Origin of the sequence: Paraburkholderia sp. CNPSo 3274 (assembly GCF_024206475.1) — a bacterium.
Lineage (GTDB): Bacteria > Pseudomonadota > Gammaproteobacteria > Burkholderiales > Burkholderiaceae > Paraburkholderia.
Map to the genome: position 1 here is coordinate 74,134 of NZ_JAMBPR010000042.1, position 6,930 is coordinate 81,063.

Sequence of the window (6,930 nt, forward strand, 5' to 3'; positions counted from 1 at the left end):
CCGCAGCGATCGACGAGCCGCGTCTGATCAACCGCATGGGCTGGCGGCTAATGCCGCTGCTCGGCGTGCTCTACCTGGTCGCGTATATCGACCGCTCCAACATCGCCTTCGCGAAGTTGCAGATGCTCGGCAGCCTGGGGCTTTCCGAAGTCGCTTACGGGCTTGGCGCTTCGCTGTTCTTCATCGGCTATCTGGTGTTCGAGGTGCCGAGCAATGTGCTGCTCCACAAGTACGGTGCGCCGCGCTGGATGGCGCGCATCATGTTCACGTGGGGCGTGGTCACGATTCTGCTCGCCTTCACGCGCAACGCCACGATGTTCTACATCCTGCGCTTTTTGCTGGGCGCATCGGAAGCCGGGCTCTATCCCGGCGTGATCTATTACCTCACGCTGTGGTTCCCGCAGCGCCACCGCGTGCGCATGCTCGGTTACTTCACGGTGGGCAGCAGCCTTGGCAACATGATCGGCGCGCCGATCTGCGGCTGGCTGCTCGACAAGGGCGGACTGTTCGGCCTGCAAGGCTGGCAGCTCGTGTTCGTGGTCACCGGCATTCCATCGGTACTGCTGACGATTGTCGTGCTGTTCCTGTTGCCGAAGGCGCCGCAGCAGGCGACGTTCCTCTCGGGAGGCGAGAAGCGCTGGCTTACGCACACGCTCTCGACCGAGAACTCGGCCGCGCGCAGCCAGGCGCGCCACGGCTCGGTGCTCAGCGTGTTCACGGAGCCGCGCGTGCTCGGCATGGCGTTCTACTACATGATGCTGTCGATCTCCGTGTACGGCGTGAGCTATTGGCTGCCTACGCTCGTAAAAGGCTTTGGCGTGACCAATACCACGAACGGGCTGCTCAACATCATGCCCTGGCTGCTGGCGACGATCGTGCTCGCCACGCTGCCTTCGCGGCTGCGCGCCAGCAATCACGCGATCGTCGCGATGCTGGTGTCGTCGCTGCTCGGCATGGTGTTCTTCGTTTCGTCGGTTTTTCTGCCGGGCCACGCGCTGCGCTTCGCCGCGTTGTGTCTTGGTGCGCCGTGCATGTATCTGCTGATTCCGTGCTTCTGGACGCTGCCGCCCAAATTCCTCTACGGCGCGCGTGCCGCGGCGGGCATCGCGGCGATCAATTCGCTCGGCAATATCGGCGGCTTCATTGCGCAAAACCTCGTGCCGTTCGTGAAGCAGGCAACGGGCAGCACGCGCATGCCCATGCTCGTGCCTGCGGTGTGCATGGTGATCTTCGCGATCGTGACCGCCATGATCCTGCGCCGTGGCGTTCGCACGCCGCAAATCGTCGACGGCACGCCCCTGCCGAACAACGCACGCTAGCCGGCGAGGCGGTTTCGCTACAATAGCCGCGCATTGCCCACATCCGTTCAAGTTCATGTCGACCATCAAACCCGCTCCGAGCATCGAACACGCGGACGCCACCGTGCGCACGAAGCGCACGCGCGGCGGCCCCAAGGGCCTGCGCATCACCGACGTCGCCGCGCAAGCGGGCGTCTCGCCCATCACGGTTTCGCGCGTGTTCAACAACCCGGAGTCGGTTGCGCCGGAAACGCTCGAGCGCGTGCGTCAGGTCGTGCAGAAGCTGGGCTACGTGCCGAACCGGCTGGCAGGCGGTTTGTCGTCGGCGCGCTCGCGGCTCATCGCGGCTATCGTGCCGACTGTTTCGCACTCGCTGTTTTCGGAAACCATCCAGGTGTTCAGCGAGACCATGTCGCGCGCGGGTTACGAGGTGCTGCTCGCGTTGAGCGGCTATAGCGCGTCGAACGAAGAGAGCCTGCTCGATACGGTATTGAGCCGCCGCCCCGAAGGCGTGCTGCTCACGGGAGTCGCGCATACCGATTCGTTGCGCGAGCGCTTGAAGAACGTCGGCATTCCGGTGGTCGAAACGTGGGACATGACCGATACGCCGATCGACATGCTGGTGGGCTTTTCTCACTACCGGATCGGCGCCGCGGTGGCCGCGCATTTGCTCGCGCGTGGCGCCCGCCGTCCCGCGCTCATCTCCGCCAACGATGCGCGCGCGCTCGCGCGGCGCGCGGGCTTTCGAGAACGGCTCGCGCAGGCAGGCATCGAGGACGTGCCCGAAGAACTGGTCGCGCCGCCCAGTTCGGTCGCGCACGGCAAGCGCGCGCTGCCGCCCTTGCTCGCACGCGCGCCGGATATCGACGCCGTGTTCTGCGGCTCGGATCTGCTCGCCATCGGCGCGCTTGGCGCTGCGCGCCAGATGGACGTGCAGGTGCCCTCGCAACTGGCAATTTGCGGCTTCGGCGATCTGGAGTTCGCGACCGAAACCACACCGCAGCTAACGACGGTGCGCGTGGAGGGCACTCGCATCGGCGTGAACGCCGCGCGTTTTCTGCTCGACCGCCTGGGCGGCGAAACCAGCGTGAGCGAGCCTCGCGCGCTCGACGTGGGGTTCACGATCGTGGCGCGCGAATCGGCTTGAGTCTGACCCAGTAAGGCTCACGCCAACTCAGGCTGCTGCAGCGGCCTGCGTGATTTCCTGTGTTTGCACAGGCGCACTGCGCGGACTCGCAATGCCAAAGTGGGCCGCCAGCATATCGACCACGTTGTCCGCCATGCCCGTGCGCGTTTCTTCGGTCGCCGAACCAATATGCGGCGTGAGCACGACGCGCGGGTTGTCGATCAGCGCTTGCGGCACGTATGGCTCGTGCTCGAACACGTCGAGCGCCGCGCCTGCGAGCCGTTGCTCACCGAGCGCCGCGATCAGCGCTTGTTCATCCACCACGGGGCCGCGCGCAATGTTGATGAGAAAGCCTTGCGGCCCGAGTGCGTCAATCACGGCCGCATTCACCAGATGATGCGTTTGCGGCGTAAGCGGGCAGGTGAGGATCAGCATGTCGCTATCGGCCGCGAGACGCGTGACATCGTCGTAGTACGGCAGATCGACGCTTTTGCGGTTCGGGCCGTAATACGCGATTTGCGAGCCGAACGCCTTCAGCCGCTTCGCGATGGCCGCGCCGATCATGCCAAGCCCGACAACGCCGACCTTCATGCGCGAGACCGAGCGGCCGAGCGGCAGCGCGCCGTGCTCGGGCCACTTGCCGGAGCGCACGTACGCGTCCGCCCGCACGAGATCGCGCGTGAGCGCGAGCGCGAGGCCAATAGCGGTGTTCGCGACATCCTCGGCCAGCACGTGCGATGCATTCTCGATGCGGATGCCGCGCGCCTGCGCGCTTTTCACGTCGAGGTTGTCGAGTCCGGCGCTGTAGCTCGCAATGATTTCCAGCGCTGGCAGGGCGTCGAGAAACGCCGCGTCGATCTTCGTCTTGCGCAGCGCAATGCCGCGAATGGACGCGCCCATGCCGCGCGAGGAACGCAGCGGCTTCGTCCGGCGCCTTCGGCAGATCGAGCATCGTGAAGAGCGATGCGAGTTCTGCCTGGGTGCGTTCCGGCAATTCGGCTGCATTGAGAATGATGGGTTTTGCCATGATGAATCGATGCTTCCTTGCTTCGTTCGATGCGTGGGCTCGCGTGCTCAGCTGACTTTCACTCGCTCGATGCGGCCCATGAACACGAGATAGACGAGCGCCGCGACCACACAGTGTGCCGCGACAAAATAAAGACCTGCCTTATAGCCGCCCGTGGCCTGCACGATATAGCCGAACACGATAGGCGTGACGATACCGCCAATATTGCCGATGCAGTTGAAAATCGCGCCGGCAAGGCCCACGGCTTCGCGCGGCGCGGTATCGCACGCAATGGCCCAGGTGCCCGCGCCGGCCGCGGCGCCTTTGCCGAAGAAGGCGAGCGTCATCAGCAGGACGATCGCGGTGTTGCTCTCGGTGAACGCCGAGAACACGATGCAGCAGCCCACGGCCATGCCGACGATATACGGCGTTTTGCGCGCCCACGAAACGCTCCAGCCGTGCCGGATCAGCGAGTCCGAAATCGCGCCGCCCGCAATGCCGCCGAGAAAGCCCGCGATAGCGGGCAGCATCGTCGCGAGGCCGGCCTGCATGACGTTCATGCCGCGCGCCTGCACGAGGTAGATCGGAAACCACGTGATGAAAAAATAGCTCAGTGCGATGGCGCAATACTGGCCGATGTACGAGCACCAGAGCATGCGGTTGCCCAGCAGCATACGCAGCGCCTTGCCGGACACGGCCGGGCGCGACAGACGCTCGAGCTTCGAGTCGATGTCGACCATCGCGCCGCCCGCCACGAGGCGCTCGAGTTCGGCGGGCGAGACACGCGGGTGCTTGCGCGGCTCGTGCATCACGAGCATCCAGATTCCGGCGCTGGCAATGCCGATCAGGCCGAGCGCGAAGAACGGCGCGGGCCAGCCGAACTTGCCGGTGAGCCAGCCCGCGAAAGGCGAGAAGATCGCCACGGCGAAATACGATGCGGACGCAAACATTGAATATGGTTGAGCCCGAATTCTTTTGCTATGCCGGGCCCGGCAATCGAGAGGATTGCGCGGTCTGCGTAGGCGACCGTCGCGAGCAGCAGGATAGCCGCCAGAATCGTGAATCGCGTGCGGGTGACGCGGGTGGCACCCGTGACTTCGGTGGCGGCAAAGCCGGCGGTCCTCTGCGTTGACATCGATGTCTCCAGTCCCGCGCTCGATGCCGCGGGTATCATTATCGATCCGTACCCGCAAGCATCGTCTCCATGCCCGGGGCAGATTGACTGTATTTGACGCACCCTGCCAGTACGCGTCAACCTTGATTAAGACAATCAACCTGAAAAATTCGTGGAAAACTAGTGGAAATCTGGATGACACAGGAGGAGGCCTGCCACGCGCTGGGCGTGCGCAAGCAGACCTTGTATGCGTATGTGAGCCGCGGGCGTATCGAAGTCCGCTGGGATCCGGAGCATGCAAGCCGCAAGCTGTACCGCGGGTCGGATATCGCGGCGCTCAGAAAGAAGCGCGAACTCGGCCGCGCCCACAAGAGCATCGCGGCGAGCACGATGGCGTGGGGCGAGCCCATCATCAACACGCGCATTTCCACGATCGCACGGGGGCGGCTTTACTACCGCGGTCACGATGCGATCGAACTCGCGAGCCGGGCGACGCTCGAAGAGGTGGCTCGATGTCTATGGGAAGCGGGCGTTGCGCCGGTCTTTCCCACCTTCCACGACGACGTGAGCGTACCCGAGGGCGCGCCGCCGCGCGCGCGGGTGTATGCGTCGATCGCGCTAGCCGCGGCGCAACCGTGTTCGAGCGGCGCGCTCGACGTTGCACGGTTGAACGAGGAAGCGGCCCGCCTCGTGGACCGCTTCGCGAGCGCCTTCGTCGGGCCAGGCGATATTGGCCGCTTCGGCGAAAGCGGCGCGCTGCATTCGCGTCTTGCGCGTGCTTGGCGGTGCGAAGCGCAGGCGGACTTGATGCGGCGCGCGCTCGCGTTGCTTGCGGACCAGGAGCTGACGACATCGGCGTTTGCGGCACGCGTGGCTGCATCGACAGGTGCGTCGCTCGGCTCGTGCATGCTGGCGGGCCTCGCCGCGTTCGCTGGGCCCTTGCACGGAGACGCCGCACTGCGCGTGCAGGCGCTGCTCGGTCATGTGCGCGAGATGGGTGTGGCTGCGGCGGTCGAGCGCTGGCTGAAGGCGAACGGGCCGCTGCCCGGTTTCGGTCACGAGTTGTACCCGCAAGGCGACCCGCGCGTGGCGGACCTGCTCGCGGCGTTCGATGTGCCGGACGAGGTGCGCGCGCTGATCGAGTACGTTCGCGTATCGCGCGGTCTCGCGCCGACGATCGACATCGCGCTCACCGCGCTTGCCAGCGATTGCCGCTTGCCGGAAGACGCTGTGTTCGCGCTATTCGCCATTGGGCGCAGCGTGGGCTGGATGGCGCACGCCATCGAGCAGATGACCAGCGGCACCCTGCTGCGGCCGCGGGCCAACTATATCGGACCTGTTGGCGCGGGTGCCACGCGAGGCGCCGGGAATCATCAGGAGTATTGACGACTACACAAGCGGTCGCGTCCATGCCCGGCGCGGCCGCTTGAATCCAGCACTCAATGACCCAGCCCGCTCGCGGCGATCTGCTGCTCGACGTACTGCGCGAACAGCGAATGCGTGTGCGTGGTCGGGTGAAGGTCGTCGGCGAACATATAGGTCTGGTCGGCGTTGGCCGCGACGTAGGTGGCGGGCGAGCAGAGCAGCGAGGTGTTGTCCGGCGTTTTCGAAGGGTCGCACGCCTGGGCCGTGTTGGACACGGTAAATCCGCTCGCCTGGAAGTTCGCGACGAGCTGCGTGATCCAGGTGTATGAATCGACTTCGATGACCTTGCCTTGCAGGCCATCCGTCTGCAACGCGCCGTTCAATGTCGAGTTGAAGAACTGCGATAGCTGGGTCAGGTTCGCGCCGCCGTCGGCTGAGGTGATTCCCTTGGGCGAGAGACCGATGTTCGGCACGTTGATCACCACGACATGCGTGGCGCCCGCCTGCACGATCTGCCCGACGATTTGTGCGAGCGTCGTGGCGGCAGTCTGCACGACCGCATTGGCCGTTGGCGGGTTGCCGGCGCGCAGCACGTCGTTCGCGCCTGCCCAGACCAGCACGAGCTGGCCGGAGTTGAAGCTGCCGTGAGCGGAGATATAGCTCGAAACCTGCTGATTGACCGGCATTTCGATGTTGCCGATCACGTCCGAGAGGAAGTCGTACTGATTGGCCGGCGTGGCGACCGTCGAGCCGCCCTCCGCGTAGCCGAAGCCGCCTTGCGCGCTCAGCTTGTGATCGAGACCGACGGTGTACGCGGCGCTCAGGCTGTCCCCATAATATTGCGCGACATCCTGCGACCAGACCTGACCGGGGTTGGTCGTGAACCGCCCGCCGCCCACGGCGCCCGCAAGCGGCGCGAAGGTTCCGACATCGGAAAGGCTGTCGCCGAACGACACGACCTGCAGCTTGACGCCGCCCGCCGGCGTGCTGGTGCCGCTGCTCGAGCCGCCGCCTCCTCCGC

The 6,930-nt window shown here is 65.2% G+C and carries 6 protein-coding genes; 3 read left to right on the plus strand and 3 right to left on the minus strand.

The window, feature by feature from the left end:
• The first annotated feature begins 35 nt into the window (after positions 1 to 35).
• On the plus strand, positions 36 to 1,319 hold the full coding sequence (locus M3I54_RS26500; protein WP_302059142.1) for an MFS transporter: 1,284 nt from the start codon (positions 36 to 38) through the stop codon (positions 1,317 to 1,319).
• 55 nt (positions 1,320 to 1,374) lie between these two features.
• The gene (locus tag M3I54_RS26505; RefSeq protein ID WP_254341399.1) at positions 1,375 to 2,445 is read left to right on the plus strand and encodes a LacI family DNA-binding transcriptional regulator; all 1,071 of its coding nucleotides are present in this window, start codon (positions 1,375 to 1,377) and stop codon (positions 2,443 to 2,445) included.
• A 27-nt stretch (positions 2,446 to 2,472) separates the two neighbouring features.
• Here the strand turns inward: M3I54_RS26505 and M3I54_RS26510 are convergent, their stop codons facing one another.
• Together M3I54_RS26510 and M3I54_RS26515 are read right to left on the minus strand one after the other, a co-directional pair.
• Positions 2,473 to 3,324: a 2-hydroxyacid dehydrogenase gene (locus M3I54_RS26510; RefSeq protein ID WP_254341401.1), complete on the minus strand. Its 852-nt coding sequence runs from the start codon at positions 3,322 to 3,324 to the stop codon at positions 2,473 to 2,475.
• A gap of 174 nt (positions 3,325 to 3,498) precedes the next feature.
• Complete coding sequence (locus tag M3I54_RS26515) at positions 3,499 to 4,380, minus strand: MFS transporter (RefSeq protein WP_254341403.1); 882 nt, start codon at positions 4,378 to 4,380, stop codon at positions 3,499 to 3,501.
• A 359-nt stretch (positions 4,381 to 4,739) separates the two neighbouring features.
• Between M3I54_RS26515 and M3I54_RS26520 the strand changes: the two genes are divergently transcribed.
• Positions 4,740 to 5,930 (plus strand): citrate synthase family protein, encoded by a 1,191-nt coding sequence (locus M3I54_RS26520; RefSeq protein WP_254341405.1) that lies wholly within the window; start codon positions 4,740 to 4,742, stop codon positions 5,928 to 5,930.
• A 53-nt stretch (positions 5,931 to 5,983) separates the two neighbouring features.
• On the opposite strand, the gene M3I54_RS26525 is transcribed toward M3I54_RS26520, so the two are convergent.
• On the minus strand, positions 5,984 to 6,930 hold a 947-nt coding region (locus M3I54_RS26525; RefSeq protein ID WP_254341407.1), incomplete at its 5' end, for an SGNH/GDSL hydrolase family protein.

What these genes read in the sequence shown, in the direction of transcription:
- M3I54_RS26500 (WP_302059142.1), top strand. Translation starts at nt 36, where the DNA reads ATGGGCTGGCGGCTAATGCCGCTGCTCGGCGTGCTCTACCTGGTCGCG.
- M3I54_RS26505 (WP_254341399.1), top strand. Translation starts at nt 1,375, where the DNA reads ATGTCGACCATCAAACCCGCTCCGAGCATCGAACACGCGGACGCCACC.
- M3I54_RS26510 (WP_254341401.1), bottom strand. Translation starts at nt 3,324, where the DNA reads ATGGGCGCGTCCATTCGCGGCATTGCGCTGCGCAAGACGAAGATCGAC.
- M3I54_RS26515 (WP_254341403.1), bottom strand. Translation starts at nt 4,380, where the DNA reads ATGTTTGCGTCCGCATCGTATTTCGCCGTGGCGATCTTCTCGCCTTTC.
- M3I54_RS26520 (WP_254341405.1), top strand. Translation starts at nt 4,740, where the DNA reads ATGACACAGGAGGAGGCCTGCCACGCGCTGGGCGTGCGCAAGCAGACC.